This window comes from Pseudomonas sp. TREG-RG-20F-10-E-6-01 (genome assembly GCF_022662455.1).
In the GTDB taxonomy this organism is placed as follows: domain Bacteria; phylum Pseudomonadota; class Gammaproteobacteria; order Pseudomonadales; family Pseudomonadaceae; genus Aquipseudomonas.
The window spans coordinates 291,668-316,917 of record NZ_JAKNQP010000005.1 but is presented as its reverse complement, the minus strand read 5'-3'; the positions used below and the strand labels follow the sequence as shown (position 1 = coordinate 316,917).

Here is a 25,250-nt window from a genome sequence, read left to right as displayed (position 1 = left end):
GTCACTCCTTCAATTTCAAACAGAAAATTCGCGCCGCCACAGACACGGCGATCCAGGCCTTATTTGTAGCTGGCCCAAGACTTGCCAACAAACGACGATTAGGCGAGATATCATTCCGTTTATTCATGCAAAGAATAAAAAGAGGCGTGCCGTGCTGAACAAAAGACATTTGCCCTCGATCACCGCCCTGCAGTGTTTCGAAGCCGCCACCCGCCACCTGAGCTTCACCCGCGCCGCCGAGGAACTGAACCTCACGCAAAGCGCGGTGAGCAAACAGGTCGCGCAGTTGGAAGAGTTACTGCAACACCTGCTGTTTCGCCGGGTGCGCCGCCGCTTGCAGATGACCCCGGCGGGCGATTTGTACCTGGTGGAAGTGCGAAAAATCCTCACTCAGGTGGAGATGTCCACCCATTACCTGCGCTCCTACGGCGGCGAGACCGAAGTGCTGCGGGTGTCCACGCCCTACACCTTCGGCGCGCGCTGGCTGGTGCCGCGCCTCAAGGGCTGGCGTTTGCGCCACCCGCACATCCATTTGGACCTGTGCAACGAGCAGGAGCCGGACGAATTGCTGCAAGGCAAGGCCGACATGGCCTTCTACTTCGGCCAGGGCTCACGGCCCGGCACCGAGAGCCTGAAATTGTTCAGCGAAGAACTGGTGCCGGTGTGCGCGCCGGAAAGCCTCCCTGCGCAGCCGTTCACCGACCCCACGCAACTCAGCGACCTCGTACTGCTGCAGAACGCCTCGCGGCCCCAAGGCTGGCATGACTGGTTCGCCAGCCAGGGTTTCCACACCGAGCACAGCTACCACGGGCCGCGCTTCGACACCTTCTATATGTGCATTCGCGCGGCGCAAGTGGGCTGCGGCGTGGCCTTGCTGCCGCGCTTTCTGGTGGAAGAAGAATTGGCCGAGGGCAAGCTGGTGATTCCCTGGCAGCACGCGTTGCCCAGCCAGGATGCGTATTACCTGGCGTATCCGGAGCATTCGGCGGAGGTGCCCAAGGTGCGCGATTTTGTGAAGTGGATGATGGAACAGGTTTAGAGCTTTTTTGGCTGCACCACCGCCATCGCAGGCAAGCCAGCTCCCACATTTGGAATGCGTTTCAAGTGTGGGAGCTGGCTTGCCTGCGATAGGGCCAGTGGCCATTCCGAAAAAATCACTGGCAAAACCCCACGGGTCTATGCGCCACTAGCGCCATTCCTTAATAGTGCGTAAAGGTCGGCGCCCATCGTCGACCCGTCTGGAGATTCCCGTTATGAGCGAGAGTGTGTTTGCCGATCGCATCGTGCAGAACTTGCTCGACACCGACTTCTACAAGCTGACCATGATGCAGGCGGTGCTGCACAACTACCCGAATGTGGAAGTTGAATGGGAGTTCCGTTGCCGCAACAGCGAAGACCTGCGCCCGTACCTGGCGGAAATCCGCTACCAGATCGAGCGCCTCGCCGAGCTGAGCCTGAGCCCGGATCAATTGGGCTTTCTGGAGCGCATCAGCTTTATGAAGCCGGACTTTTTGCGCTTCCTGGGGCTGTTCCGCTTCAACCTGCGCTATGTACAAACCGGCATCGAAAACGGCGAGCTATTCATTCGCCTGCGCGGGCCGTGGCTGCATGTGATCCTGTTTGAAGTGCCGATGCTAGCCATCGTCAGCGAGGTGCGTAACCGCTACCGCTACCAGACCGTGATCCTCGAACAGGCCCGCGAGCAGCTGTACCGCAAATTCGACTGGTTGACCGCCAACGCCAGCAGCGACGAGCTGTCGGAGCTGCAGGTGGCCGACTTCGGCACGCGCCGGCGCTTCTCGTACCGGGTACAGGAAGAAGTGGTCAGCGTGCTCAAGCATGACTTCCCAGGCCGCTTCGTCGGCACCAGCAACGTGCACCTGGCTCGCGAATTCGACATGAAGCCGCTCGGCACCATGGCCCACGAATGGATCATGGCCCACCAGCAACTCGGCCCGCGCCTGATCGACAGCCAGATCGCCGCGCTCGACTGCTGGGTCCGCGAATACCGGGGCCTGCTGGGCATCGCGCTGACCGACTGCATCACCACCGATGCTTTCCTCGGCGACTTCGACTTGTACTTCGCCAAGCTGTTCGACGGCCTGCGCCACGACTCCGGTGACCCGGTGCAGTGGGCAGAAAAGGCCATCGCCCACTACCACAAGCTCGGCATCGAGCCGATGAGCAAGACGCTGGTGTTCTCTGACAGCCTGTCGCTGCCCAAGGCCCTGGAGATTTTCCGCGCGTTGCGCGGTCGCATTAATGTCAGCTTCGGCATCGGCACCAACCTGACCTGTGACATTCCAGGGGTTGAGCCGATGAGCATCGTGCTTAAAATGACGGCCTGCAATGGCCAGCCCGTCGCGAAAATCTCCGATGAAGCGGGCAAGACCCACTGCACCGATCCGAATTTCGTCGCCTATTTGCGTCACGTTTTCAAAGTACCTGCCCTTTCCAGCAAGGAGTGAATCATGCAAGCCGTACAGCGTGAGATTGCGCAGCAGCTCAAGGTCCAAGCCCCGTTCAAGGACCAGGCCGCCCTGGAGGCCGAAGTTGCCCGCCGCGTGACCTTTATCCAGGATTGCCTGCGCAATTCCGGGCTAAAAACCTTGGTGTTGGGCATCAGCGGTGGCGTCGACTCCCTGACCGCAGGCCTGCTGGCCCAACGTGCGATGCACGAACTGCGTGCCAGCAGCGGCGACGAGGCCTACCGTTTCATCGCCGTGCGCCTGCCTTACGAAACCCAGTTCGACGAAATCGACGCCCAGGCTTCGGTGGACTTCATCGAACCGGACGAGCGCCACACCGTGAACATCGGCCCGGCGGTCAAATCCCTGGCCAATGAAGTGGCGGCCTTTGAAGGCAAGGCGGCGGTGTCGCGTGATTTTGTACTGGGCAACACCAAGGCGCGCATGCGCATGGTGGCGCAGTACACCATCGCTGGCGCGGCCGGTGGCCTGGTGATCGGCACCGACCATGCGGCGGAAGCGGTCATGGGCTTTTTCACCAAGTTTGGTGATGGTGCCTGCGACCTGGCGCCGCTGAGCGGGCTGGTGAAAAACCAGGTACGTGCGATTGCTCGGCACTTTGGCGCGCCGGAATCGCTGGTGGAGAAGGTCCCGACGGCCGACCTCGAAGACTTGTCGCCAGGCAAGCCGGACGAAGCATCCCACGGCGTAACGTACGCCGAGATTGATGCCTTCCTGCACGGCGAGCCAGTGCGTGAAGAAGCGTTCAAGATCATTTGCGACACGTATCGCAAGACCGAGCACAAGCGGGTCATGCCCTTCGCGCCGTGATCAGTGCTTTTTTGGCGAGCAGGCCTGTTGTGGCGAACGGGCTTGTTGTGGCGAGCGGGCTTGCCCCGCGCTGGGCTGCGCAGCAGCCCCAGTAAGGCAATCGCGGTAATTCAGTAACACTGAGTTGCAGGTATTTGGGGCCGCTGCGCAGCCCAACGCGGGGCAAGCCCGCTCGCCACAAGGTATTCAACGCCCACAAAAAAGCGCCCCGCAAGGCGCTTTTTTTTCGACCAGGGTCGGCTTACTTGACGGTCACAGTGCCTTTCATCATCGAGATGTGGCCTGGGAACGAGCAGAAGAACGCGTAATCCGTACCGGCAGCCAGTTTCGACACATCGAAGGTCACGGCATCTTTCTCGCCAGCACCAATGATCTTGGTGTGGGCGATGATGCGCGTGTCGCCGTCTTTGAGGTAATTCTTTTCAATGCCGGCGGCCATGCCGTCGCTGGCGATGCCAGGCATGTCGGCGGCGGAGCTCAGCACCCAGTTATGGCCCATCACGTTCTTCGGCAAGCTGCCGGAGTGTTCCAGGTTTACGGTGAACGTCTTGCAGCTCTTGTCGATGGTGATTTCTTTGGTGTTGAAGGACATCTGGTCGGTGGAATCAACAGTGACCGCGCACTCTGCAGCAAGCAACTGGCCGCTCGCCAGTGTCAGCAGGGAAACAGCAACGATTTTGGCAAACATGTGAATCTCCATGGCAGGGTTTAAAAAACGCGTATTGCGACAAGGGTGCCTCAAGCAGGCCTGAATTCTTATGATCTGAATCAACAGATTGTATACAACTTTAGGCTATCAGACTGATCAACACAATCTACCAGCCAAAGTTCGAACACCTGCCTATGATCGGCTCATCCCCCCTGGAGCCCGCGCCATGCATCTGAATCAACTGTTCAACGGCCTGCTGGCCGCGTATGCCTGCGGTAAGTGAAGGCCAACCGCGCCGCTAAGCTGCTACCATAGCGACCCAAGGCAGCTGCGCGCCGCCACCCTCACCTTCGACCCTAGAGGATCGCCCATGGCCAAACCTAATTACTCCTTCGCCAAACGTCAGAGAGACTTGGCCAAGGAGCAGAAGAAAGAGGAAAAGCTGCAACGCAAGAAAGCCGCTGCAGATGAAGAAGCAAGTGCACTGAACCCGGATGCCGAAGGTGAAGTGGCAACCGACGAAACCGAGACACCGAAAGACCCGGCTGAATAAATTCTGTTGAGGTGAGCAGGCCTTCCCTGCTCGCCTCAATCCACTGCTATTGCAGCGGCATCACCGTCACCCGCACCTCCGGGTCATGGTTCCCTCCTCCCAGAATCACCCCGCGCAACGGCGACACATCCGAGAAATCCCGGCCCCAGGCCAAGGTGATGTGCTCCAGTGCCGGCTGCACATTGTTGGTCGGATCAAAATCTACCCAGCCCGACACCGGGCAAAACACCGAAACCCACGCGTGCGAGGCATCGGCGCCGATCAGCCGTGGCTGGCCGGGCGGTGGCTGCGTCAGCAGATAGCCACTGATGTACCGCGCCGCCAGGCCACGCGAGCGCAGGCATGCGAGCATCAGGTGGGCGAAGTCCTGGCACACGCCGCGTCGGCGCTCCAGCACTTCCACCAGCGGCGTGGCGACCTGGGTGGCTTCGGCATCGAAGGTGAACTCGCTGAAAATCTTCTCCATCAACGCCTGCACGCCGAGCAGCAACGGCTCGCCGGGCGGAAAACAGCTTTCGGAAAACTCGACGAAGGTTTTTTTCAGATGCACATAGGGCGATTCGAAGCGATAGCGGCAGGCTTCGATCAGTTCGGCTGACAACGGCTGGCTGCTGTAAGTCAGGCTGTCGCGGGTTTGATCCCAGGCCGGCGACTGCTGAAAATCCAGCGCAGGCCGCGCCAGCACTTCGACGGTCAGCCCTGCATTCACCAGCAGCTCATCATGGGGCCGTTCGAACGCCAGCCGAGTGATCGGGTTGCCGAACACGTCCAGCTCATCGCGCCGCGCCGTCGGCTCCGGGCTGATTTCCAGTTGCTGCAAACTGCAACGCTGCCACGCACACGGCCGTGGCCACAAGTGCGCCAGCTGCTGCGCCAGCGACACCGGGCTGTCGTAGTGGTAGTGGGTATCGTGAAAAATCTGGTAGCGCGCACTCATCACACCGACACCGTCTGCTGGCTGACATCATCCACATGGGCAAAATGGCGCAACGCCAGGCGATCCGACACTTGCCCACTCTCATCGGCTACCGCTTGCAGCAGGTCAGCCAGGCCGCCCAACGCGGCACGCACGCTGGACTCGCCGAACAGCGGGTTCTCCAGGCAACCGAAGTCAAAACGTGCCAGGCGCTCCACCAGCGGCGCCAGCCCGGTTTCTCGAGGCACACCGAAGTCATCGTTGAGACGACGTAACGTGCGGCTGACCAGCTTCAGCTGGAACAGCACCGCATGCGGGTTCTGCTCATCCAGCAACAACAGGTCAAGTACCGGGATCAACTGCGGCACCGCCAGGTAGCGCGAGCGATAGGTGATGCTGCTGTTACCCAACTCCAGCAGCCACTCAAGCCCGGCCTGATCAAACACCGCCACGCCACGCAGGAACGCCGCCAGGCTGCTGCTCAGGAACTGCAGACGCTCGATGCGCCGGCCCATCATCAAGAAACGCCAGCCTTCATCACGGGTCATGTCATCCAGGGCAAAGCCGGACAGCGCCGCCAGGGACATCACCAGGCGGTTGAGGAAATCCAGCAGTTCGCCGAAGTCCGGGGTCTCGCTTTCCAGCTCCAAGGCTTCGCGCTGCAGCTCGACCAAGGCCTGCCAGTTTTCCCGCGACAGCTTGCCGCGCACCTGAGACGCCGCCCACTGCAGACGCTGCAGGTTGGCGCGCAGGCTTGATGGCCAGTCATCGCCAAGCAAGGCGGCAAGCAGCCGCTCGGGCAATTCCCCTTCTTCGGGCAGCAAGCGCAGGGTCTCGCCCAGCTCGACTGCCGCCTGCAAGGCCAGCGGGTCGTCACCGTCCACATACCGCGCCAGCACAATCCGCAGCCAGCGCGCACTGTCATCACAGCGCTCGCAGTAACGGCCAAACCAAAACAGGTTTTCCACCACGCGTGACGGCAGGTAGGGGTCGCGGCGCACCAGATCGTGGGCGCCAATTGGCCGCTGCGCGCGCCACTGTTCGCCACCCGCGGTACGCTCGCCCAGCACCCACGTGTCTTTGCTCGCGCCGCCGCGTTGCATCGATACCACATCGGCGTCGGCCTCGGCCGCCACACGGGTCAGGCCCCCGGGCAGCACGCGGTAGCCCTCGTCGCTGGCCACCGCGTACACGCGCATGCCGATGGCGCGGTGTTGCAAATGGTCATCCACGGTATGCCACACCGGCGCCTGGGACAGTTGCGCCAACTCCTGGGCGACATACGCATAAGGCCGCGCACGCATGCGTTCGGCCAGCGCCTGGCGTTGTTCGTCGCTCAAGTCGCGGCCAAATACCGGGGAGAAACTTTGCGATGGAAACGCCGGTTTGATCAGCAGCTCGGGCAGTTTCTCCAGGGCCTCAGCGAGCACCGGCGCCTCACCGCACCACCAGGTGGCGATGGACGGCAGGATCAATTCTTCACCAAACAGGAACTGGTTGATCTTCGGCAAAAAGCCGAGCAAGCCCGGCGATTCCAGCACGCCACTGCCCAGGGCATTGGCCACCAACACATTGCCTTGGCGCACGGCATCCAGCAGGCCGGGCACGCCCAGCGCAGAGTCGGTGCGCAGTTCCAGCGGGTCGCAGAAGTCGTCGTCCAGGCGACGCATGATCGCGTGCACCCGGCGCAGGCCGCTGAGGGTTTTCAGGAACACGGTGCTGTCGCGCACGGTGAGGTCGCCGCCTTCCACCAACGGGTAGCCGAGCTGTCGCGCCAGGTACAGGTGTTCGAAATAGCTCTCGTTGAAACGCCCCGGCGTCAGCAACACGATCAGCGGCGACTGGTCGTCGCAGGAAGCCTGGCGGGCCAGGGTTTCCTGCAGCGTGCGGAAGAAACCGGTGAGGTGCTGAACCTGCAGGTCGCGGTACAAATCCGGAAAGGCGCGGGACACGATGGTGCGGTTTTCAAGCGCATAACCGGCGCCCGAAGGCGCCTGGGTACGGTCGGCGGTGACCCACCAGCGGCCATCCGGGGTGCGCGCCAGGTCCACGGCGTACAGGTGCAGAAACGTACCGTCCGGCGGCTGGATGCCCTGGCACGGCCAGAGGAAGTTGTTATGCCCGAACACCAGCTCAGCCGGCAGCAGGCCTTCTTTGATCAGAAGCTGCGGGCCATACAGGTCGGCCAACACGGCATTGAGAAGGCGCGCACGCTGGGCGATACCGGCCGACAAGTGCCGCCACTCATCGGCGGCCAGCACATGCGGGAGTAAATCCAGCTCCCACGGGCGATCGGCGCCCTTGGGGTCGGCGTAGACGTTGTAGGTCACGCCGTTTTCCTGGATCTGCCGGGTCAGCAGCGCCTGGCGCTGGGCCAATTGCGCGGGCGCGCTGCGTTGCAGGTGATCAAGCAAGCGCTGCCAATGGGCACGCACCGCGCCGCTGTCGTCCAGCAGTTCGTGGTAAGTGCCCGCAGTCAGCGGGTAACGGTCGAGCAAGTCGGACATGGAACGCTCGGCAGAGGCAAGGGAAGTCAAAGTCACCACAGTCTAATGTGGGAGCGGGCTTGCTCGCGAATACGGCGGGTCAATCAACTCATATATCGGCTGATTCACCGCTTTCGCGAGCAAGCCCGCTCCCACATTTGAACAGCATTCAGTCATTTTTATTGGGGAAACGCCGCAAATCCAAAGTCATCGGTAGTTCATCATTGATAACCAAAGGAGGCACGGGCAACTTGCCTGGGCTATGCCCCAAGCGGAAAAACCGCGCCATGCGCCGGCTCTCTGCCTCATTGGCATTCACCGGCAAGCTGTCGTAATTGCGCCCTCCCGGGTGGGCGACGTGGTACTGGCAGCCGCCCAGCGAGCGTTGCATCCAGGTGTCGAGCAGGTCGAACACCAGCGGCGCGTGCACCGCGATGGTCGGCTGCAGGCAGTTGGCCGGTTGCCAGGCGCGGTAGCGCACGCCGGCGACAAACTCACCCACACGCCCGGTGGGCTGCAGGGGCACCGGAATGCCATTGCACGTCAGCAAATAGCGTTGTGGTGGCAGCCCGCTCAGCTTCACCTGCAAGCGCTCAAGCGACGAATCCACATAACGCACCGTGCCGCCCACCGCGCCCTCCTCGCCCAGTACGTGCCAAGGCTCCAGAGCCTGGCGCAGCTCCAGTTCGATGCCGCTGACGGCGTAGTCGCCGACCTTGGGGAAACGGAATTCCAGGTGCGCAGCAAACCATTCGGCGCGCAGCGGGTAACCGGCGGCGTTCAGTTCGACGATCACGTCGGCGAAATCCTGCTCGATGAAGTGCGGCAACAGGAAGCGGTCATGCAGCTCGGTGCCCCAGCGCGCCAGTTTCGGCGGCGCGTACGGCTCACGCCAGAAGCGCGCGACCAAGGCGCGCAGCAGCAATTGCTGGGTCAGGCTCATGCGCGCATGCGGTGGCATTTCAAACGCGCGCAGCTCCAGCAAACCCAGGCGGCCAGTGGCGCCGTCCGGTGAGTAGAGCTTGTCGATGCAGAATTCGGCGCGGTGGGTGTTGCCCGTCACGTCGATCAGCAGGTTGCGCAGCAGGCGGTCGACCAACCACGGCGGGCATTCTTCGCCAGGCGAAGGCATTTGTGCGAAGGCGATTTCCAGCTCGTACAGCGCGTCATTACGCGCCTCATCCACCCGTGGTGCCTGGGAGGTCGGGCCGATAAACAGCCCGGAAAACAGGTACGACAGCGACGGGTGGTTATGCCAGTAACTGATCAAACTGCGCAGCAAGTCCGGGCGGCGCAGGAACGGCGAATCCTTGGGCGTCGCGCCGCCGAGCACAAAGTGGTTCCCACCGCCGGTGCCGGTATGGCGGCCGTCGATCATGAATTTTTCGGTGGTGAGGCGGGTTTGCCGTGCCTCTTCGTAGAGAAATTCGGTGCGCTCGACCAACTCGTCCCACGTGGCGGAAGGCTGCACGTTGACCTCGATCACACCCGGGTCCGGCGTGACCCGGAAGTTGCTCAGGCGCGTGTCGAACGGCGGCTCGTAGCCTTCCAGCAACACCGGGCAGTGCAGTTCTTCGGCGGTGGCTTCGATGGCGGCCACCAGCTCCAGGTAATCCTCGACGCGCTCCAGCGGCGGCATGAACAGGTAGAGGCGCCCTTCCCGCGCTTCGGCGCACAAGGCGGTGCGGGTCAGCCAGTCGGCGGATTCGTCGACTTTCGGCACGCGCTCATCGCTCGTCGCGGGTTCACCGTGGCTTTGCAACTGCGCGGTGGTCGGCAGCGCCGGCTGATCTTGGTTCGGGTCGGTCGGATGCACGAACGGGTATTCCGCGGCCGTCACCCAAGGCTGCGAGGCCAACGGCAGGCGATAACCCAGCGGCGAATCGCCCGGCACCAGGCGGCAGTGGTTGTCGCGCAGGTACCAGCGCCCACTCTGCCAGCGGTCATTGGCGGCCGTGCGCGCCAGCGGCAGCACTTGGCCGATGACCTTATCCAGGCCCTGGCTGAACACTTTGCGCAGGCGTTCGCGCTCCAGGTCGTCGCTCAGCCGTGGGTCCTGGGCGGTGACGTTTTGCGGCAATGCACCTTCGCGCCACAGGTAGTAGAAATTGTCTTCGAAGGCCGGAAACACGAAGCGCGCCGGCAACTTCAGGCGCTCGGCGACGCAGGCCAGGAAGCGCCCGGCCATCACGCCGTCGGCGCCGTAATCTTCCTGTTCATCGGCGATCAGCGCGCTGTTGTGCCAGATCGGCACGCCGTCGCGGCGCCAGTAACAATTGAGCGACCAGCGCGGCAGTTGCTCGCCGGGGTACCACTTGCCCTGGCCGAAGTGCACCAGCCCCGTGGGCGCGTAGTGTTTGCGCATGCGCTGGAACAACTCGGCAGACAGGCGGCGCTTATCCGGCCCCAGCGCAGCGGTGTTCCACTCGGCACCATCGGGGTCGTCGATCGAGACGAAGGTCGGCTCGCCGCCCATGGTCAGGCGTACATCGTCCTTGAGCAGGTCGCCGTCGATCTGCCGGCCCAGTGCCTGGATCGCCAGCCACTGCTCTTCGGTGTAGGGCTTGGTAACCCGAGGCGCTTCCCAGATGCGTTCAACCGACATCTCGTGGGTAAATTCGCACTCGCAAGGCTCCACCAGCCCACTGATCGGCGCGGCGGACGATGGATCGGGACTACAGGCCAACGGGATATGGCCTTCACCGGCAAACAGCCCGGAGGTCGCATCCAGGCCGATCCAGCCGGCGCCGGGCAAATACACTTCGCACCAGGCGTGCAGGTCGGTGAAGTCGACGTCGGTGCCGGACGGGCCGTCGAGGGCTTTGACGTCGGCGGTCAGTTGGATCAGGTAGCCCGACACAAAACGCGCCGCCAACCCCAGATTGCGCAGCAACTGCACCAACAGCCAGGCCGAATCGCGGCAGGAGCCTGAAGCGTTTTCCAGGGTGAACTCCGGGGTTTGCACACCCGGTTCCATGCGGATCAGGTAGCCGATATCAGCCGCCAGGCGTTGGTTGAGGCCGACCAGAAAGTCCACGGCCGGCAAAGGCGTGCGGTCGATGCCGGCCAGGTAGGCGGCAAACTTTGGCGTCAGCGGCAGGGTTTCCAGGTACGGCGCCAGCTCGCGCTGCTCATCGGCGGCGTAGCTGAAAAGGATCTTTTCGGCGTAGGGCTCAAGGAAAAAGTCGAACGGATTGAATACCGCCATCTCGGCGACCAGGTCGACCTCAATGCGCAGCTGGTCAGTCTTTTCCGGGAACACCAGGCGCGCCAGGTAGTTGCCCTGCGGGTCCTGCTGCCAGTTGATGAAGTGCTGCTCGGGCAGCACTTTGAGTGCGTAGGACAAAATCCGCGTGCGGCTATGGGCAGCCGGGCGTAAACGCACGATCTGTGGGCCGAGTTCGACAGCGCGGTCGTAGCGGTAATGCGTAACGTGGTGCAACGCGACATGAATCGACACGGCGGCCTCCTGCGAGCCAGGGCATGGACACAACGCGCGCAAGACTTATGCCAGAGCGGCAGTCATTGCGCTTTATCGTAAGACCCGCTGCAGTACAGCACCAAAACGGCGCCGTCGTCAGTGCATTGGTGCATGTGCTGCACATATTTGTGGCGTGTGTGCGCGGTTGGGGGTGGTGAATCTACCCAGTCAAGCAGCCTTGGACGCGTTGCGCAGGCGCCGTACCTCAACCAATTTCCTGACCATCGCCCGATAGCCCTTGCTGTTGATCAGCAACAAACCGAGCAATGGCCAGAACAGGCTTTCGCTGTAGATAAACCAGTGAGGGTGAAACTGCAGCGTCGGAAGCACCACCAGCAAGCACACCACAAAAAAGCCGACCATGCCCCGCACCGCCCAAGCGTGCCCGCGCACGACCAGGAAGTTGCAGTTGACCACGAACAAGGCCGCGAAGATCACCACGAACCACGAGACGGTGGCATTGGTGGCCATGGGCACGTCGGCAAAATAGGTGGCGGCCGCCAGGGAAATTGCGCCGGAACCGCCAAGGCAACCGGCGAGAATCACGCCGATGAACGAGGGAAAATGTTCTAGCAAAAAGGGTTTCAATGACGGGACGCCATTCATTATTCAAGCTCCTCGTACAACCCTATCGCCAAGGTTTTGAGCTGTTTGGGGTTGTCCGAGCGCACCAGCCCCCAGACGCTCAGCCCTGCACTGAAAGCGTCGCCGAGCTGGACGATGGTGGCGTGCTTGAGCTGAGTGTGGGTAAAGCGCTTGGGCAAATCGCCGCGCAATTGCAGCAGCTTGCGCATCTTGGTCGACATCTGTGGGTCGGCGATTTTCAGCAGCTCTTTTGTCAGCTTTTCCCGCTCCTGACCGTTCAGGCCTTTGAGCACTTGGCGCAGGGTTTTGCCGGTGGATGCACGGGCCACATTGACCAATTTGACCGTGGTCAGCGCAGACGCGCCCACGCCCACCAAGGCGGCGCCATCCATGATCTTGGTAGCGGTCTGGTACCACTCCTCGTTATCCAGATAATCATTCATGCCAGGGTTGACGATCTCATTGCGGGTGCGAAAGGCCCCCATCAAACAGGACGCCGTACTGGCGGTTGCGCTGGTGTAGCCAATGACGGTGATGACCGAGCTGGCGCCACCGCTGAACGGCACCGCGATGGTGCCGCTTAACATCACCAGCCAACCCAGCACCGCGCCGCCGCAGGACAAGGTGGTGTTGAAGGCTTCGCTGATCAACCGCGACTCGCGCGCGTTATTCATCACTTGGTCAGCAAACTGCGCTGGCGCGACGTATTTCTGCGCCTCACGCACAATGATGCGCTTGGGCTGAATGCTGCAGATGGGCTTGAACTCACGCAGGGTGACGACATTGAAGTCAGCGTCGATATACACCACGCCTGCGCCAACGATGTTGGGGTCGGCGTCGATGGCAGCAAATATCCGCGGCAGGTTGAGTTCGCTTTCGATGCGCTGGCGCGCCATGAATTGGGAGCGGTTGGAGTCCATGCCGATACCGGCCAGGGGGTTGCCCATGGGGGTGATCTTCCTTGAAATGGGTGATGACTGAACTGGCGCTTTCGCGAGCAAGCCCGCTCCCACATTTTTCCGAGTTCCAGCATGAGAATGCGGTCGAATGTGGGAGCGGGCTTGCTCGCGAAGGCGATTCAATGCGCGCCACCTTAACAAACAGACTACCCACCGACTAGAAAGCAAAACGCCAGCACGAGGCTGGCGTTTTGCATATTCAGGCTGCGATCAACGCGGCACGACCGGGTTGCTGCCGTCGCGGCCACGCGGCGGCGGGCCGGCGTCGAGTCCCAAATGGCGCCGGCGTCAGTCCAATGGTGCACGCGCTGCACATATTGATGGCGAGGCTGGGTGGCGAACCTATCCAGTCAGCGGGCCTTGTGCTTTGCGCTCATGGCTTCGCGCTGGTGGCGGATTTCCAGGAGCTGACGGCGCATTTCCCGATGACGCTTACTGTTGAGCAACAACAGTCCCAGCATTGGAAACAGCAGCCCAATGGCATAGGCAGCCATATGGGGCCGATAGCCATAGGTCGGTAATACGATCAAAAAACACACCACGTAGAAGGCGACGATGGCCCAAACGCCCCAGGTTCTGCCCCTGATCATAACAAAGTGGCTGACTGCCAAGAGCAGCCCCAGGACAACCGCTGCGACAAAGGAGTAACGCGCTCGCTCTGGTTCACCGCGAAAAAAGGTACTGGATGCCAATGAAATGGCAGCGGACAGGGAAAAACAGGCAAGAAAAAATGCACAAATAAACGCAGGGAAGTAGTCAGCCAAAAAAGCTTTTAACGAGACTTGGCGCACCATCACTCAAGCTCCTCGTACAACCCCACTGCAATGGTTCGAATGTTGCCGGACAAGGCACTCCCGGTGAAACCAATGGCGGCACCGAGGGAATCCCTGATCTGCGTAACGGTAGCGTGATTGATCTCGGTCGCCGAATAGCGCTTCACCAACTCACCGGAGCGCTGGCGCAACTTCAGCAGCTTATTGCTCAGGCTTGGGTCTTTCAGGCTTAGCAACTCTTTGGTGAGTGCCTTACGTTGTTGGCGGGTCAAACCCTTGGACAACTCGTACCAGCTTCTACCGGTCGTTGCTTTTCGAGCCTGCAGCAGTCGAACAGTCGTCAGGGTAGAGGCGCCGGCGCCCAACAGCGAGGCCGCGTCCAAGACCGGCATTGCATAGCGATACCATTCCTCGTTGTCCATATCGTCGTTGGCGGTCGGGTCGTTGAGTTCGTTGAACGTTCTCATGCCTCCCACCACGCACTGCGCGGTACTGGCCGCCGCCGCAGTGGCGCCCAGGCCCGCCACCACCAGGCTCGCGCCACCTGTGAACGGTACCGCGACAGTGCCGCTGAACACCACAATCCAACCCAGAATTGCGCCGGCACAAGACAACGTCGTATTGACGGCCTCCCCCACGAGCCGAGACTCACGCGGATTGTTGGTCACCTGATCGGCAAACTGCGCGGGGGCTATGTACTTCTGCGCCTCACGCAAAATGATGCGCTTGGGCTTGATGCTGCAGATGGGCTTGAATTCGCGCAGTGTGACGACATTGAAGTCGGCGTCGATGTACACGACGCCCGCGCCGACAATGCCGGGGTCTGCATCGATGGCCGCAAACAGCCGTGGCAGGTTGATCTGGCTTTCGATGCGCTGGCGCGCCATGAACTGGGAGCGGCTGGAGTCCATGCCGATGTTGAGCAAGGGGTTGCTCATGGGGTGATCTTCCTTGATATAGGTGGTGACTGAACTGGCGCTTTCGCGGGCAAGCCCGGCTCCCACATTTGACCGCATTCCAAATGGAGAACGCGTTCAAATGTGGGAGCAGGCTTGCTCGCGAAGGCGATTCAATGCGCGCCACCTTAACAAACAGACCACCCACCGACTAGAAAGCAAAACGCCAGCACGAGGCTGGCGTTTTGCATATTCAGGCTGTGATCAACGCGGCACGACCGGCTTGCGCGCAGGCTTGCCGCCCTTGCCCTTGGCCGCGTCGGCGCGTTCCTTGGCCGCCTGCTTGTTGCGCGCCATGGCCGCAGCCTTGGCTTGTTCGCGCTTGTCCCACGGGTTGCTGCCGTCGCTGCCACGTGGCGGCAGGCCGGTGTGCTGGGTAAGGATCCTGGTGGTGGTTTCCTTGGCGACCTTGTGGCTGCCGGCCGGCGTCGAGTTCTTGCGACGCGCGCTCTGGTAGCTGTCGGTGGCCGGCTGGTGCAGTGGAATCAACTGGTCCTTGCCCGGCCCGATCAGGTCGGCACGGCCCATGCGGGTCAATGCTTCACGCAGCATCGGCCAGCCTTTCGGGTCGTGGTAACGCAAGAAGGCCTTGTGCAGACGGCGCTGCTCCTCGCTCTTGACGATGGTCACCGCGTCGCTCTTGTAGGTGACCTTGCGCAGCGGGTTCTTGCCCGAGTGGTACATCGCGGTGGCGGTGGCCATTGGCGAGGGGTAGAACGCCTGCACCTGGTCGGCGCGGAAGCCGTTGCCCTTGAGCCACAGCGCCAGGTTCATCATGTCTTCATCGGTGGTGCCCGGGTGGGCGGCGATGAAGTAAGGAATCAGGTACTGCTCCTTGCCCGCTTCCTTGGTGTACTTCTCGAACATGCGCTTGAACTTGTCATAGCTGCCAATGCCCGGCTTCATCATCTGGTTGAGCGGACCTTCCTCGGTGTGTTCCGGGGCGATCTTCAGGTAACCACCGACGTGGTGGGTCACCAGCTCTTTGACGTATTCCGGCGACTCGACCGCGAGGTCGTAGCGCAGGCCGGAAGCAATCAGAATCTTCTTCACACCCGGCAACGCACGGGCGCTGCGGTACAACTGGATCAACGACGAGTGGTCGGTGTTCAGGTTCGGGCAGATGCCTGGGAACACGCACGACGGCTTGCGGCACGCGGATTCGATTTCCGGGCTCTTGCAGGCGATGCGGTACATGTTCGCGGTCGGGCCGCCGAGGTCGGAAATCACCCCGGTGAAGCCTGGCACTTTGTCGCGGATCTCTTCGATCTCGCGAATGATCGACTCTTCGGAACGGTTCTGGATGATGCGGCCTTCGTGCTCGGTGATCGAGCAGAAGGTGCAGCCGCCGAAGCAGCCACGCATGATGTTCACCGAGAAGCGGATCATGTCGTAGGCCGGGATCTTTTCCTTGCCGTACACAGGGTGCGGAACACGTGCGTAAGGCATGCCAAACACGTAGTCCATTTCTTCGGTGGTCATCGGAATGGGCGGCGGGTTGAACCACACGTCCACTTCACCGTGCTTCTGCACCAGGGCGCGGGCGTTGCCTGGGTTGGTTTCCAGGTGCAACACGCGGTTGGCGTGGGCATAGAGCACCGCGTCGCCGCGGACTTTTTCCACCGATGGCAGGCGGATGACGGTCTTGTCGCGGGTCATCTTCGGGCTGGCCAGGATCTGCACGACCTTGGCTTCTTCCGGGTCATCCACCGGGCCTTTCTCTTGCTCGATGGCGCAGGCCTGGGTGTCCTGGGTGTTCACGTACGGGTTGATGATCTTGTCGATCTTGCCCGGACGGTCGATACGCGTGGAGTCCACTTCGTACCAGCCCGCCGGCGTGTCACGGCGAATGAACGCGGTGCCGCGCACGTCGGTGATGTCTTCGATCTTGTGGCCCCACGACAGGCGCTGGGCGACTTCAACGATGGCCCGCTCGGCGTTGCCGTACAGCAGGATATCGGCAGTGGCGTCGATCAGGATCGAGTTGCGCACACGGTCCTGCCAGTAGTCGTAGTGGGCGATGCGGCGCAGGGAAGCCTCGATGCCGCCGAGCACGATCGGCACGTTCTTGTAGGCTTCCTTACAGCGCTGGCTGTACACCAGGCTCGCGCGGTCCGGGCGTTTGCCGGCCATGCCGCCTGGGGTGTAGGCGTCGTCGGAGCGGATTTTTTTGTCGGCGGTGTAGCGGTTGATCATCGAGTCCATGTTGCCGGCCGCGACGCCGAAGAACAGGTTCGGCTCGCCGAGCTTCATGAAGTCGTCTTTGGACTGCCAGTTCGGCTGGGCAATGATCCCGACGCGAAAGCCCTGGGACTCCAGCAGCCGGCCGATGATGGCCATGCCGAACGACGGGTGATCCACGTACGCATCACCGGTGACGATGATGATGTCGCAGGAATCCCAGCCAAGCTGATCCATCTCCTCCCTGCTCATCGGCAGGAATGGCGCAGGACCGAAACATTCGGCCCAGTACTTGGGATAGTCAAATAACGGCTTGGCTGTTTGCATGACGGTGACCGGTGTTGAGATGAAAAATCGCGGGCGCGGAATATAGCACAAAATTTGACCAATTCCGACGGTAATGGTCGGAATTGTGGTGACGCTATCGCGGGCAAGCCCGCTCCCACATTTGAAGGTATTCACCGTTCAAGTGTGGGAGCGGGCTTGCCCGCGATGAGGCCTCTACAGGCGCAGGAGAATTATTCGTCGTCGTCGAAGTTGTAACTGCCCGGCGCGAGGTTCTCGAAGCGCGTGTACTTACCGATGAATGCCAGGCGGATAAAGCCGATCGGCCCGTTCCGCTGCTTGCCGATGATGATCTCGGCAATGCCTTTGTGCTCGGTCTCGGGGTGGTACACCTCGTCGCGGTACACAAACATGATCACGTCAGCATCCTGCTCGATCGCTCCGGATTCGCGCAAGTCGGAGTTCACCGGGCGCTTGTTGGGACGTTGTTCCAGGGAACGGTTGAGCTGCGACAGCGCCACCACCGGGCAGTTGAATTCCTTGGCCAGGGCTTTGAGGGACCGGGAGATTTCGGAAATCTCGTTGGTCCGGTTGTCGCCACTGGAACCCGGGATCTGCATCAGTTGCAGGTAGTCGATCATGATCAGGGCGATGTCACCGTGTTCACGCACCAGGCGGCGAGTACGCGCACGCATCTCCGAGGGGCTGATGCCCGCAGTGTCATCGATGAACAGCTTGCGGTCATTGAGCAGGTTGACCGCCGAGGTCAGGCGCGGCCAATCATCGTCTTCCAGGCGACCGGCACGGACTTTGGTCTGGTCGATCCGGCCGAGCGAGGAAAGCATACGCATGATCAGCGATTCGCCTGGCATCTCGAGGGAGTACACCAGCACGGTCTTGTCGCTGCGCAACACGGCGTTTTCCACGAGGTTCATCGCAAAGGTGGTTTTACCCATGGATGGACGGCCGGCGACGATGATCAAGTCTGACGGCTGCAGGCCGCTGGTCTTCTCGTCGAGGTCGGTGTAACCGGTGGAAATACCGGTGATGGCGTTGTCGGTGTTGAACAGCGTGTCGATCCGGTCGATGGCCTTGGTCAACAGGTCGTTGACGCTGACCGGGCCGCCGGTTTTAGGCCGCGCCTCGGCGATCTGGAAGATCTGGCGTTCGGCTTCGTCGAGGATCTCGGCGGCGGTGCGGCCTTCGGGGTTGAAGGCGCTGTCGGCGATTTCGGTGCTGATGCCGATCAACTGGCGCAGGGTGGCCCGCTCGCGAACGATCTGGGCATACGCCTTGATGTTGGCGACGGACGGCGTGTTTTTCGCCAGTTCGCCCAGATAACCCAGGCCGCCGACTTGGGAGGTCTGGCCTTCCTTGTCCAGCTGCTCGGCCAGGGTCACCACGTCGATCGGTGAGTTCTGGTCGGCCAGCTTGGCGATGGCGCGGAAGATCAGCCGGTGGTCATGGCGATAGAAATCACCGTCCGAGACTTGATCCAGCACGCGTTCCCAGGCGTTGTTGTCCAGCATCAAGCCACCGAGCACGGCCTGTTCGGCCTCGATGGAATGCGGCGGCACCTTCAGGGCAGCGGTTTGCAGATCGTATTGCTCAGGAGCTGAAATATCGTTCATGGCCACTTGGAATTAGGGGATTGTAGAAAAACAAAAGGCACGACCTGTAAACAGGATCGTGCCCGATGTTAACCGCCTGGCACACGGGGTGCCAGTCAGTTAGCTTGCTTTAAGCTGCTACCACGACAACGCGTACGGTGGCTTCAACTTCGGCGTGCAGGTGCACGGCTACGTCGAATTCGCCTACGTTGCGGATGGTGCCGTTCGGCAGACGAACTTCGCTCTTCTGCACTTCAACGCCGGAGGCGGTCAGTGCATCAGCGATGTCGTGGGTGCCGATCGAACCGAACAGCTTGCCTTCGTCACCGGCGGTGGCAGTGATAGTCACTTCCAGCTCAGCCAGTTGGGCAGCGCGAGTTTCGGCCGAAGCTTTTTTGTCTGCTGCTGCTTTTTCCAGCTCAGCACGACGCTCTTCAAACGCAGCCAGGTTGGCAGCGGTTGCAGCGGTGGCTTTGCCGTATGGCAGCAGGTAGTTACGACCGTAGCCGGCCTTAACGTTCACTTTGTCGCCCAGGTTGCCCAGGTTGGCGACTTTTTCCAGAAGGATCAGTTGCATGTGAAAATCCTCTAACTTTTAACCTTCACCGTTCGCGTTATCAGCGTCTTTCGACGCCAGACGACCGCGAAAATCAATCAGGCCGTCGACAATGGCCAAAACCACGAGTAACGGATAGATCAGCTGCATGAACAGCAACAGCGTCACGTACAACCCCACCAGCCAAAACTTGGCCAGGCGCTTTCGCGCAACCAGCCCATGAATCAGGGCCAGTCCGGCAAACACCAGCGGTACGCTGCAAATCGGCGCCAGCAAGGCCATCTGTGGACCGAAGTTCGGTCCGACAACCATGCACGCCAGCAGCAACATCGCCGGCCCCGCGGGAATTCTGATACTGCGAAACTCGCGACCAAAACCACCCGGGTTGTACAACAACGCCTGCCAATAACGCCCAAGAATCAGGCTCAGCACGCTGACGACCTGCAACAATGCCGCAATCAGGCCGGTCAGGACCGGAGCAATCAGTGACGCAAACCGCGCTCGCTCATCTACCGACAAATGCTGGTAGAGATCCCCGAGGGCCAACGGCAGGATCTTGACGATTTCCTGCGACAGCGCCTCGATTTGCGGGCGGAAAGCCGCGCCAAGCATCACTGAGTACACCAACCCCAATGCCACGCTGACCAGCAGCGTGCGGACCCAGGACTCACTTGCGCGTAAAACCAACGCAAGGCTCGATGACCCCAGCAGTACCAGAAGTACCCGTGGATCACCCATTTGCAGCCACCAGATCAAGGCCGGCAACAAACCCAGGGCAAGAACGCCAAGGGCGTCCTTCAAACCGCGCCGCAGCAGCACAAGGCAACCTGCGGCAGCACCCAACCAATAAAGCAACGGCAATGCCGCACATCCAGCCACTACCAGAGTGGCCTGCACGCGACCGCGCATGATGAACTCAGCTAAGGCGCGCATGCATTCAATCCCTTACTACTTGTCGACTGCCCGGTCTCAGCGGCCGTGGCTGTCGGTGTAGGCCAGCAGGGCCAGGAAGCGGGCGCGCTTGATAGCGGTGGCCAGCTGACGCTGATAACGTGCTTTGGTACCGGTGATGCGGCTTGGAACGATTTTGCCGGTCTCGGATACGTAAGCTTTCAGAGTGTTGAGATCTTTGTAATCGATCTCTTTCACGTCTTCAGCGGTGAAGCGGCAGAATTTACGACGACGGAAGAAACGTGCCATTTGATAGGCTCCTTAAAAGGTCCGTGGATTACTCGTCAGCGTTATCGCTGTTGTCGCTGTCATCACTATCAGCGCTTTCGGCGCCTTCGTGCTCAGGACGGTCGCGACGCTCACGGCGCTCACTGCGGTTTTCTTCAGCCTTGAGCATCTCGGATTGGCCGGTAACGGCTTCTTCGCGACGGATGACCAGGTTACGGATCACTGCATCGTTGTAGCGGAAGTTGTCTTCCAGCTCGGCCAGGGCCTTGCCAGTGCACTCAACGTTCAGCATCACGTAGTGAGCCTTGTGAACATTGTTGATTGCGTAGGCCAGTTGACGACGGCCCCAATCTTCCAGACGGTGGATTTTGCCGCCGTCTTCTTCGATCAGCTTGGTGTAACGCTCAACCATGCCGCCGACTTGCTCGCTTTGATCCGGGTGGACCAAAAAGATGATTTCGTAATGACGCATGAATGCTCCTTACGGGTTGTAGCCTGCCGCTCAAAAACGGTCAGACAAGGAGTGAATGACACTTATGGATCTTGCCGCAGGGAGGCACATAAATGCCTGCCAGGAAGGCAAGGGGCGCAATTGTAGAGAAGGGGGAGAAACGGCGCAAGGTGATTGGTGATTATTTGAACAATCTCCAACACACCAAAACAAAAGTGGGCGCTGGCTTGCCTGCGATGACAATGGCACAGTCAACCTCTCTGTTGACTGACACACCGCCATCGCGGGCAAGCCCGGCTCCCACAGGGTCTTGCGTCGCTCTTAAGCCTTATTTCTTGGCTTTGGCCTTCGCGCCACGCTGGCGCTGGGCTTCGAACAGGCAGACGCCCGTTGCGACTGAAACGTTGAGGCTGCTGACGCTACCGGCCATCGGTAGGTGCACCAGGTAGTCGCAATGCTCACGGGTCAGGCGACGCATGCCTTTGCCTTCAGCGCCCATGATCAGGATGGTCGGGCCGGTGAGGTCCTGGTCGTAAATGCTGACCTCAGCCTCGCCTGCCGTGCCCACGACCCACAGGCCACGCTGCTGGAGTTTCTCCAGGGTGCGCGCCAGGTTGGTCACGGCCACCAGCGGAATCACTTCCGCCGCGCCGCAGGCCACTTTACGCACAACTGGTGTCAGGGTGGCCGACTTGTCTTTGGGCACGATCACTGCCAGCGCGCCGGCAGCATCCGCCGAGCGCAGGCAGGCGCCGAGGTTGTGCGGGTCGGTCACGCCGTCCAGTACCAGCAGCAGCGGCGCACCTTCGGTACGGTCGAGCAGCTCGTCGAGCATCGCCTCGCCCCAAACCTGGCTCGGACTGACGTCCGCCACCACGCCCTGGTGAACGCCTTCTACCCACACGTCCATTTCACGACGCTCGGCCTGGCCGATGGCAACTTTATTCTGGGTCGCCAGCTCGACCAACGCTTGCACGCGCGGCTCGCTGCGACCTTCGGCCAACCACACCTGTTTGACGCGCTTAGGGTGATGACGCAGCAGTGCTTCTACGGCGTGCACGCCGTAGATTTTTTCCAGACTCATGACTTGGCCTTAGGTTTGCGCGACCCGCCGCTTTTCGCGGGGGCCGAACCCGCTTTTGGCGGGCCTTTACGATGTTTGCTCGGCTTGCTCGACGGTTTTTCCGCCTCGCGGGACTTTCCCCCAGACGCCGCTTTACCACCGCTTTTGGCTTCGTTGAGCAACTGCTGCTTCAACTCGCGGCTCTTGCGCAGCTCGGCGTTTTTCGCCGCAGCATCGCTTGGGCGGTAGGCTTCGGGGGCCTTGTCCTTGGCAGACGAACGACGAGCAGGTTTGGCTGACGCAGGCTCGGCGACCGCTGCCTTAGCAGGAGCACCTTTGCCTTTGCTTGCCGGCGCAGTCGTCTCAGCGCCACGTTTTTTACGGCCAGTCGGCTCGGCTGGTTTATCTGGCATGCCAAAGTCGATCTTGCGCTCGTCGAGGTCGACGCGCATGACCTGCACTTCCACCGTGTCGCCCAAACGGAAGCTGCGACCGGTGCGCTCGCCCGCCAGGCGGTGATGCACAGGGTCGAAGTGGTAGTAGTCGCCCGGCAACGCGGTAACGTGCACCAGACCTTCGACGTAGATGTCGGTCAGCTCGACGAACAGGCCAAAGCCGGTCACGGCGGTGATCACACCCGGGAACGATTCGCCAACGCGATCCTTCATGAACTCGCACTTGAGCCAGTTCACTACGTCGCGGGTGGCTTCGTCGGCACGGCGTTCGCTCATGGAGCACTGCTCGCCCAACTGCTCCAGGGCCGCTTCGTCGTACGGATAGATCCGCGCCTTCGGAATGGTCATGGCACCGGCGCGCTTGACGTGCGGGGTGTTCTGCTTGGAATGGATCACGCTGCGGATCGCGCGGTGCGTGAGCAGGTCCGGGTAACGGCGAATCGGCGAGGTGAAGTGGGTGTACGCCTCGTAATTCAGGCCGAAGTGGCCCTGGTTATCCGCGCTGTACACCGCCTGGCTCAGAGAGCGCAACATCACGGTCTGGATCACGTGGTAATCCGGACGGTCCTTGATGCTTGCCAGCAGTGCCTGGTAGTCCTTCGGCGTCGGGCCGTCCTTGCCTTTGTGCAGGGACAGGCCGAGCTCACCGAGGAACGCGCGCAGCTTCTCCAGACGCTCCGGCGGCGGGCCGTCGTGCACGCGGTACAGCGCAGGAATCTCGTGCTTTTTCAGGAATTCGGCAGTGGCCACGTTGGCGGCCAGCATGCATTCCTCGATCAGCTTGTGAGCATCGTTGCGCGTGGTCGGCGTGATTGCGGCGATCTTGCGCTCGGAGCCGAAGACAATCCGGGTTTCCTGGGTTTCAAAGTCGATCGCGCCACGCACATGACGAGCGCCCAGCAATACCTTGTACAGCGAATACAGCTGCTTGAGGTGCGGTACGACATGGCCGTACTCACCGCGCAGGGCTTTGGCTTCGCTGGTTTTCGGCTGTTCCAGAATGGTGCTGACCTTGTTGTAGGTCAGCCGCGCCTGGGAGTGAATCACCGCCTCGTAGAACTGGTAGTCAGTCATTTCGCCGGTTTTCGAGATAGTCATCTCGCACACCATGGCCAAACGGTCGACTTTCGGGTTCAGCGAGCACAGGCCGTTGGACAGCTGCTCAGGCAGCATCGGGATCACGCGCTCCGGGAAGTACACGGAGTTGCCGCGCACCTGAGCTTCGTTATCCAGGGCCGAACCGATCTTCACGTAGCTGGACACGTCGGCAATCGCGACGAACAACTTCCAGCCACCGGAGAACAGGCGCAACTTGCCAGGCTTGGCTTCGCAGTAAACCGCATCGTCGAAATCGCGGGCATCTTCGCCGTCAATGGTGACGAACGGCAGATGGCGCAGGTCGATGCGTTTTTCTTTGTCTTTTTCTTCCACTTCCGGCTTGAGCTTGGCGGCTTCTTTGAGCACAGCCTCTGGCCAGACGTGAGGGATATCGTAGGTGCGCAATGCAACGTCGATTTCCATGCCCGGCGCCATGTAGTTGCCGACCACTTCAACGATGTCGCCCTGCGGCTGGAAGCGCGCAGTTGGCCAGTGGGTGATTTTCACCTCGACGAACTGGCCGACCTTGGCAGCGCCATTGCGGCCCGGGGTGATCAGCACTTCCTGCTGGACCTTCGGGTTATCTGGCACGACAAAGCCAATGCCGCCTTCTTCGAAGTAACGGCCGACGATGGACTCGTGGGCACGCGACACCACTTCGACGATCACGCCTTCACGGCGACCACGACGGTCGAGGCCGGAAACGCGCGCCAGGGCACGGTCGCCGTCGAACACCAAGCGCATTTGCGCCGGGCTCATGAACAGGTCGTCACTGCCGTCGTCCGGAATCAGGAAGCCGAAGCCGTCACGGTGGCCGGCGATGCGGCCAAGGATCAGGTCGAGCTTGTCCACAGGCGCGTAAGTGCCTCGGCGGGTGTAGATCAGTTGGGCATCGCGCTCCATGGCACGCAAACGGCGGCGCAGGGCTTCGAGCTGGTCTTCGGTGGTCAGACCGAATTCTTCAACCAACTGCTCGCGGCTAGCAGGCGAACCACGATCGGCGAGATGCGCCAGGATCAGTTCGCGGCTAGGAATAGGGTTTTCATATTTTTCCGCTTCACGAGCGGCCTCGGGATCGAGGGACTGCCAATCGGCCATTAGAGAGTTTTCACCTTGTCTATATGCGGGTTAGTTTGGCATACGCGTATTGAAACGGGAAATTTCAGGCATCAACAAGCGTTTTATAGGCCTTTGTCGCCCTCGGAACGCACCTTGCACGACCATTGACGAAATTTTCCAGGATTTTTTCATAGCAGGGCTTTACAGCGTAAAATCGCCTCCGTATAGTGCGCGCCATCGACGACGGCAACGTTGTTGATGCTGCCCAGGTGGTGAAATTGGTAGACACGCCAGCTTCAGGTGCTGGTGATCGCAAGGTCGTGGAAGTTCGAGTCTTCTCCTGGGCACCAATTTCAAACTCAAGGTTCTGCCTCGAGTCTCCAAAAACCCGCGAAAGCGGGTTTTTGCGTTTCAGACCTTTGATTTTTAACGAGAATCTTGATTTATATTTTTGAATCAGGGGTTTACAGATCAAAAAGCCCTCCGTATAGTTCGCTCCATCAACGGCGCAAGCGTTGTTGATAAGCCCAGGTGGTGAAATTGGTAGACACGCCAGCTTCAGGTGCTGGTGATCGCAAGGTCGTGGAAGTTCGAGTCTTCTCCTGGGCACCAAATTCAGATCAAACCCGCGAAAGCGGGTTTTTTCGTTTCCGGGG

The 25,250-nt window shown here is 60.8% G+C and carries 20 protein-coding genes and 2 tRNA genes; 6 read left to right on the top strand and 16 right to left on the bottom strand.

From position 1 onward, the window contains the following. The first annotated feature begins 151 nt into the window (after positions 1–151). From L8K08_RS17560 to nadE, 3 genes are all read left to right on the top strand, one after another. Positions 152–1,039 carry a LysR family transcriptional regulator gene (locus L8K08_RS17560; protein WP_242198992.1) on the top strand — a complete coding sequence of 296 codons (888 nt, stop codon included), beginning with the start codon at positions 152–154 and terminating at the stop codon, positions 1,037–1,039. Positions 1,040–1,253: 214 nt separating this feature from the next. Next, positions 1,254–2,468, top strand: a complete 1,215-nt coding sequence (gene pncB, locus L8K08_RS17555) for a nicotinate phosphoribosyltransferase (protein WP_065900159.1) — start codon at positions 1,254–1,256, stop codon at positions 2,466–2,468. A gap of 3 nt (positions 2,469–2,471) precedes the next feature. After that, positions 2,472–3,299, top strand: coding sequence for an ammonia-dependent NAD(+) synthetase (gene nadE, locus L8K08_RS17550; RefSeq protein ID WP_242198990.1), 828 nt, complete (start codon positions 2,472–2,474; stop codon positions 3,297–3,299). 241 nt (positions 3,300–3,540) lie between these two features. On the opposite strand, the gene azu is transcribed toward nadE, so the two are convergent. Continuing rightward, complete coding sequence (gene azu, locus L8K08_RS17545; protein ID WP_119737895.1) at positions 3,541–3,987, bottom strand: azurin; 447 nt, start codon at positions 3,985–3,987, stop codon at positions 3,541–3,543. A gap of 331 nt (positions 3,988–4,318) precedes the next feature. On the opposite strand from azu, the gene L8K08_RS17540 reads away from it, so the two are divergent. After that, positions 4,319–4,501, top strand: coding sequence for a hypothetical protein (locus tag L8K08_RS17540; protein ID WP_106577640.1), 183 nt, complete (start codon positions 4,319–4,321; stop codon positions 4,499–4,501). Positions 4,502–4,547: 46 nt separating this feature from the next. On the opposite strand, the gene L8K08_RS17535 is transcribed toward L8K08_RS17540, so the two are convergent. The 15 genes from L8K08_RS17535 to rnr all read right to left on the bottom strand — a co-directional run bounded on the left by L8K08_RS17535 (position 4,548) and on the right by rnr (position 24,633). Beyond that, positions 4,548–5,438: a transglutaminase family protein gene (locus L8K08_RS17535; RefSeq protein WP_242198988.1), complete on the bottom strand. Its 891-nt coding sequence runs from the start codon at positions 5,436–5,438 to the stop codon at positions 4,548–4,550. Next, on the bottom strand, positions 5,438–7,924 hold the full coding sequence (locus tag L8K08_RS17530) for a circularly permuted type 2 ATP-grasp protein (RefSeq protein WP_242198985.1): 2,487 nt from the start codon (positions 7,922–7,924) through the stop codon (positions 5,438–5,440). The genes L8K08_RS17535 and L8K08_RS17530 overlap by 1 nt, the downstream gene beginning before the upstream one ends. Positions 7,925–8,072: 148 nt before the next feature. Next, the gene (locus L8K08_RS17525; protein WP_242198983.1) at positions 8,073–11,363 is read right to left on the bottom strand and encodes a transglutaminase family protein; all 3,291 of its coding nucleotides are present in this window, start codon (positions 11,361–11,363) and stop codon (positions 8,073–8,075) included. Positions 11,364–11,552: 189 nt separating this feature from the next. Further along, positions 11,553–11,990, bottom strand: a complete 438-nt coding sequence (locus tag L8K08_RS17520) for a hypothetical protein (protein ID WP_242198981.1) — start codon at positions 11,988–11,990, stop codon at positions 11,553–11,555. Continuing rightward, positions 11,990–12,916 carry an NAD synthetase gene (locus L8K08_RS17515; protein WP_119737905.1) on the bottom strand — a complete coding sequence of 309 codons (927 nt, stop codon included), beginning with the start codon at positions 12,914–12,916 and terminating at the stop codon, positions 11,990–11,992. The genes L8K08_RS17520 and L8K08_RS17515 overlap by 1 nt, the downstream gene beginning before the upstream one ends. Positions 12,917–13,278: 362 nt before the next feature. Beyond that, positions 13,279–13,722 carry a hypothetical protein gene (locus tag L8K08_RS17510; protein WP_242198979.1) on the bottom strand — a complete coding sequence of 148 codons (444 nt, stop codon included), beginning with the start codon at positions 13,720–13,722 and terminating at the stop codon, positions 13,279–13,281. Then, positions 13,722–14,639: an NAD synthetase gene (locus L8K08_RS17505; protein ID WP_145160177.1), complete on the bottom strand. Its 918-nt coding sequence runs from the start codon at positions 14,637–14,639 to the stop codon at positions 13,722–13,724. The genes L8K08_RS17510 and L8K08_RS17505 overlap by 1 nt, the downstream gene beginning before the upstream one ends. A gap of 222 nt (positions 14,640–14,861) precedes the next feature. Continuing rightward, positions 14,862–17,165: a YgiQ family radical SAM protein gene (locus tag L8K08_RS17500; RefSeq protein ID WP_197625740.1), complete on the bottom strand. Its 2,304-nt coding sequence runs from the start codon at positions 17,163–17,165 to the stop codon at positions 14,862–14,864. A 191-nt stretch (positions 17,166–17,356) separates the two neighbouring features. Beyond that, entirely contained in the window at positions 17,357–18,754 is a 1,398-nt protein-coding gene (gene dnaB, locus L8K08_RS17495) for a replicative DNA helicase (RefSeq protein WP_017526410.1), read from the bottom strand. A gap of 109 nt (positions 18,755–18,863) precedes the next feature. After that, positions 18,864–19,310, bottom strand: coding sequence for a 50S ribosomal protein L9 (gene rplI / locus L8K08_RS17490; RefSeq protein WP_003171376.1), 447 nt, complete (start codon positions 19,308–19,310; stop codon positions 18,864–18,866). Between the two features lie 18 nt (positions 19,311–19,328). Continuing rightward, positions 19,329–20,222: a hypothetical protein gene (locus L8K08_RS17485; protein WP_242198975.1), complete on the bottom strand. Its 894-nt coding sequence runs from the start codon at positions 20,220–20,222 to the stop codon at positions 19,329–19,331. A gap of 36 nt (positions 20,223–20,258) precedes the next feature. Beyond that, entirely contained in the window at positions 20,259–20,489 is a 231-nt protein-coding gene (rpsR, locus tag L8K08_RS17480; RefSeq protein ID WP_002551829.1) for a 30S ribosomal protein S18, read from the bottom strand. Positions 20,490–20,517: 28 nt separating this feature from the next. Next, a complete protein-coding gene (gene rpsF, locus L8K08_RS17475) occupies positions 20,518–20,940 on the bottom strand; it encodes a 30S ribosomal protein S6 (protein ID WP_003217491.1) in 423 nt (140 codons plus the stop codon). Positions 20,941–21,247: 307 nt separating this feature from the next. After that, complete coding sequence (rlmB, locus tag L8K08_RS17470) at positions 21,248–22,003, bottom strand: 23S rRNA (guanosine(2251)-2'-O)-methyltransferase RlmB (protein ID WP_010213600.1); 756 nt, start codon at positions 22,001–22,003, stop codon at positions 21,248–21,250. Then, positions 22,000–24,633, bottom strand: coding sequence for a ribonuclease R (gene rnr, locus L8K08_RS17465; protein WP_119737911.1), 2,634 nt, complete (start codon positions 24,631–24,633; stop codon positions 22,000–22,002). The genes rlmB and rnr overlap by 4 nt, the downstream gene beginning before the upstream one ends. Before the next feature lie 224 nt (positions 24,634–24,857). On the opposite strand from rnr, the gene L8K08_RS17460 reads away from it, so the two are divergent. Together L8K08_RS17460 and L8K08_RS17455 are read left to right on the top strand one after the other, a co-directional pair. Then, positions 24,858–24,944: transfer RNA gene (locus L8K08_RS17460), tRNA-Leu, on the top strand. A gap of 175 nt (positions 24,945–25,119) precedes the next feature. Beyond that, a tRNA-Leu gene (locus tag L8K08_RS17455) sits at positions 25,120–25,206 on the top strand. The last annotated feature ends 44 nt before the right edge of the window (positions 25,207–25,250 follow it).

Excerpts from the sequence above, each read along its gene's own strand:
- pncB (WP_065900159.1), top strand. The coding sequence starts at position 1,254 with ATGAGCGAGAGTGTGTTTGCCGATCGCATCGTGCAGAACTTGCTCGAC.
- nadE (WP_242198990.1), top strand. The coding sequence starts at position 2,472 with ATGCAAGCCGTACAGCGTGAGATTGCGCAGCAGCTCAAGGTCCAAGCC.
- azu (WP_119737895.1), bottom strand. The coding sequence starts at position 3,987 with ATGTTTGCCAAAATCGTTGCTGTTTCCCTGCTGACACTGGCGAGCGGC.
- L8K08_RS17540 (WP_106577640.1), top strand. The coding sequence starts at position 4,319 with ATGGCCAAACCTAATTACTCCTTCGCCAAACGTCAGAGAGACTTGGCC.
- L8K08_RS17535 (WP_242198988.1), bottom strand. The coding sequence starts at position 5,438 with ATGAGTGCGCGCTACCAGATTTTTCACGATACCCACTACCACTACGAC.
- L8K08_RS17530 (WP_242198985.1), bottom strand. The coding sequence starts at position 7,924 with ATGTCCGACTTGCTCGACCGTTACCCGCTGACTGCGGGCACTTACCAC.
- L8K08_RS17520 (WP_242198981.1), bottom strand. The coding sequence starts at position 11,990 with ATGAATGGCGTCCCGTCATTGAAACCCTTTTTGCTAGAACATTTTCCC.
- L8K08_RS17515 (WP_119737905.1), bottom strand. The coding sequence starts at position 12,916 with ATGGGCAACCCCCTGGCCGGTATCGGCATGGACTCCAACCGCTCCCAA.
- L8K08_RS17510 (WP_242198979.1), bottom strand. The coding sequence starts at position 13,722 with ATGGTGCGCCAAGTCTCGTTAAAAGCTTTTTTGGCTGACTACTTCCCT.
- L8K08_RS17505 (WP_145160177.1), bottom strand. The coding sequence starts at position 14,639 with ATGAGCAACCCCTTGCTCAACATCGGCATGGACTCCAGCCGCTCCCAG.
- L8K08_RS17500 (WP_197625740.1), bottom strand. The coding sequence starts at position 17,165 with ATGCAAACAGCCAAGCCGTTATTTGACTATCCCAAGTACTGGGCCGAA.
- dnaB (WP_017526410.1), bottom strand. The coding sequence starts at position 18,754 with ATGAACGATATTTCAGCTCCTGAGCAATACGATCTGCAAACCGCTGCC.
- rplI (WP_003171376.1), bottom strand. The coding sequence starts at position 19,310 with ATGCAACTGATCCTTCTGGAAAAAGTCGCCAACCTGGGCAACCTGGGC.
- L8K08_RS17485 (WP_242198975.1), bottom strand. The coding sequence starts at position 20,222 with ATGCGCGCCTTAGCTGAGTTCATCATGCGCGGTCGCGTGCAGGCCACT.
- rpsR (WP_002551829.1), bottom strand. The coding sequence starts at position 20,489 with ATGGCACGTTTCTTCCGTCGTCGTAAATTCTGCCGCTTCACCGCTGAA.
- rpsF (WP_003217491.1), bottom strand. The coding sequence starts at position 20,940 with ATGCGTCATTACGAAATCATCTTTTTGGTCCACCCGGATCAAAGCGAG.
- rlmB (WP_010213600.1), bottom strand. The coding sequence starts at position 22,003 with ATGAGTCTGGAAAAAATCTACGGCGTGCACGCCGTAGAAGCACTGCTG.
- rnr (WP_119737911.1), bottom strand. The coding sequence starts at position 24,633 with ATGGCCGATTGGCAGTCCCTCGATCCCGAGGCCGCTCGTGAAGCGGAA.